The sequence below is a fragment of the Zhenhengia yiwuensis genome, from assembly GCF_014384995.1.
GTDB classification, from domain to species: Bacteria; Bacillota; Clostridia; order Lachnospirales; family Cellulosilyticaceae; genus Zhenhengia; species Zhenhengia yiwuensis.
The window spans coordinates 1-2,642 of the sequence record NZ_JACRSY010000087.1 but is presented as its reverse complement, the minus strand read 5'-3'; the positions used below and the strand labels follow the sequence as shown (position 1 = coordinate 2,642).

At 34.3% G+C, this 2,642-nt stretch carries 2 protein-coding genes and 1 pseudogene; 2 read left to right on the top strand and 1 reads right to left on the bottom strand.

The genetic code is table 11. The features are described 5' to 3' along the window. Positions 1–129 precede the first annotated feature (129 nt). Positions 130–1,674 carry an IS21 family transposase gene (gene istA / locus H8718_RS19905; RefSeq protein ID WP_330597793.1) on the top strand — a complete coding sequence of 515 codons (1,545 nt, stop codon included), beginning with the start codon at positions 130–132 and terminating at the stop codon, positions 1,672–1,674. Next, positions 1,659–2,414 carry an IS21-like element helper ATPase IstB gene (gene istB, locus H8718_RS19900; protein WP_249334801.1) on the top strand — a complete coding sequence of 252 codons (756 nt, stop codon included), beginning with the start codon at positions 1,659–1,661 and terminating at the stop codon, positions 2,412–2,414. Before istA ends, istB begins: the two co-directional genes overlap by 16 nt. A 49-nt stretch (positions 2,415–2,463) precedes the next feature. Here the strand turns inward: istB and H8718_RS19895 are convergent. After that, positions 2,464–2,642 (bottom strand): annotated as a pseudogene (locus tag H8718_RS19895) (IS3-like element IS1068 family transposase); the annotation flags it as partial.

Here is a 2,642-nt window from a genome sequence, read left to right as displayed (position 1 = left end):
GAAGAACTAGAGGAACTAATGCCTTGGGCACCAGAGATTCAAAATAACTGCAAATAATAAATCGTACAACTAGAGTGAAATGCTCCAACTCTAATTGTACGATTTTTATTTTTGGACACCTTCTAATTAATCGCTTACCATCTAAAAGGTTACTCCAATCAAGAGATTGCTAATCAAATGGGTATATCAAGACCTACTGTTATCAAGTATGTAAAGCAATACAATCAAGAACTTGTAGATTTAGAAAAAGCTACTACTATGGAAGAAAAAGAAGCTATTATTATCAAATCTTCAAGCCCACCTAAATATCATGCTGTTAATAGAAAGAAGATTAAACTAACGCCAGAAGTTGAGCAGATTATTGAAGTATGTTTAGAGGAAAATGAGATTAAACGTGAACGTGGGATGCGAAAACTTGTGATGAAAAATAAAGACATTCATGAGCTACTGATTTCAAAGAAGTTTGATATAAGTTATCGTACAGTATGTCATTTTGTCGCAGAACGAAATCAAAAACAAAAAGAAGCTTACATTAGGCAAGAATACCCTATGGCTAAAGCTGCTGAGTTTGACTGGGGAGATGTAACCCTTTACATTGATGAACTAGGCTGTGAAAGACGATTCAAAATTGGCGTGTTCACTTTGAAATATAGTGATTATCGTTTTGCATACCTTTATACCACTGAAAATACAGAATCATTTTTAGACATTCACACAAAGTTTATAGAACATATTCAAGGCGTTCCTGAAGAAATTGTCTATGATAATGCTTTAGTTCAGGTTCAACGACTTGCTGGTAGAGAAAAGAAACCGACTGAAGCTGTTATGAGGCTATCCAATTATTACGGTTTTAATCCGAGATACACCAATTACTATAGAGGAAATGAAAAAGGGCATGTTGAAAGATCGGTAGAAGTTATTAGACGAAAAGCGTATAGTAAGCAACATCATTTTAAAACAATTGCTGATGCTGTAGATGCACTTTTACAAGCCGTAGAAAGAGAAAATACAAAACTTAAGCAACGTAGTCAAAAAAGTGCAGAAACTGCATTTGCAGAAGAAAAAGCTTATTTAAACCCTGCACGGATTCCACTTGATGTAACACAAGTAACGTGCTGTAAAGTTGATAAGTATAGCTTAATCTACGTTGATTGTAACTTCTATTCGGTACCTGATTATCTTGTACAAAAAGAGGTTAAAGTACATAAAGGTGTAAGCACCATCAAAATTTTTTATAATCAAAAATTTCTATTCCAAACTCAGCGGATTCTAGGTCGTAATCAATACAAAATAGATATTCAACATTATCTGGGGACAATGAAAAAGAAGCCTGGGGCAATTGCACATAGCTTGGCTCTCAAACAAGCTACTCCCTGGCTTCAACAAATATTCCACCAACATTATACCACAAATCCAAAAGATTTCATCTATTTCTTGGAATTAATCCAAGATCACTCCTTGAATAAAGTTAAATTTGCTACTGAATATCTCATACGTAATCAGTTACCCGTTACAGCATCACATATCAAAAACGAAATTATTCAGGCCAGAACGGTATCTACAAAAGTCATTTCTTTTCCTTCACAAGAGGCTATTCAAGCAGCTTGTCAGGACCAATTAAGCGAGATTAGTACATTGTATAATCAAGGAGGTTGTTTATGGAAGAACTCATAAGAGGGTATGCTAAGCAACTACGTTTACCCTATACTTATCAAAATATAGAACATCATTTACAACAGGCTAGGATAGAAAACCCATCCTATGAAGAGTTTTTATTAAACTTACTTAGATATGAAGGTGAAATGCGTGCTCAAAACGGCATTATGACTAGAATTAGAACTGCTAAGTTTCCCTATCAGAAATATTTAGAAGAACTACATCTTGACGCCTTACCTACTCAAGCACAAGATAAATTTCAGATACTTAGTAGTCTAGAATTTATAGGTAGAAAACAAAACATTATTTTAGCTGGTAACCCTGGTACAGGAAAAACTCATCTTAGTATAGGTCTTGGAATCAAGGCCTGCCAGGAAGGATATCATGTGTATTTTGCCCATGTTCCAAACCTCATTATTGAGCTCAAGGAAGCTAAAAGTGAGCGTATTTTACAGAGATTAAAGAGCAAGTTTAGAAAGTATGATCTTATTATTTTAGATGAATTAGGTTATATCTCTTTTGATAAAGAAGGTGCTGAGCTTCTATTTAACTTCATCTCAGATAGGTGTGAACAAGCCTCCACCATCTTCACTACAAATTTGCCTTTTGATAGATGGAATGAAATCTTTCATGACTCTGTCATTACGGCTGCAATTGTAGATCGTATAACCCATAAATCCTATGTAATTAACATGAGTGGAATGAGTTACAGACTACAAGAATCTAAAGAGTTTCTTAAAGAATCAGTTAATAGCTAGTGTCAACTTTTTGATTGCACTAACTGTAAAAATTGTTCTTGCAATATACAATAAACCCTCTTTTTATTGTTCTATAGAAAGATTCCATAACAGCATTATCATAAGGATTTTCTTTTCGACTGTTACTCTGAATAGCGTGATATTTAGCGAGTAAGGATCTAAAATTTCCACTTGTAAATTGTGAACCTTGATCGGTGTGAACGATTAAGCCAGCATCTGGATGTTCTT